The sequence below is a fragment of the Micromonospora sp. LOL_013 genome (assembly GCF_048060315.1).
Classification (GTDB): domain Bacteria; phylum Actinomycetota; class Actinomycetes; order Mycobacteriales; family Micromonosporaceae; genus Micromonospora_E.
Window position 1 is genome coordinate 1 of record NZ_JBHMIQ010000129.1, and the last position, 273, is coordinate 273.

1 pseudogene is annotated in these 273 nt (G+C 70.3%); it reads left to right on the forward strand.

The annotated features are described in order from the left end of the window. Nucleotides 1–273 (forward strand): annotated as a pseudogene (locus ACFHWS_RS28630) (RNA-guided endonuclease TnpB family protein); the annotation flags it as partial.

Genomic DNA, 273 nt, shown 5'->3' on the forward strand with positions numbered 1-273 from the left:
GCCCTCGCGGACCTGAACGCCGCGTACCGCACCTTCTTCCACTCCGTGTCGGGCAGGCGCAAGGGCCGCATGGTGGCGCCGCCGAGGTTCCGGTCCCGTAAGGACAACCGGCAGGCCATCCGTTTCACCCGCAACTCCCGGTTCACGGTGCTGGACAACGGCCGTCTGCGGCTGCCGAGGATCGGCGACCTCACGGTCCGCTGGTCCCGGACACTGCCGTCGGACCCGTCGTCCGTGACGGTCATCCGGGACGCCGCCGGTAGGTACTTCGCC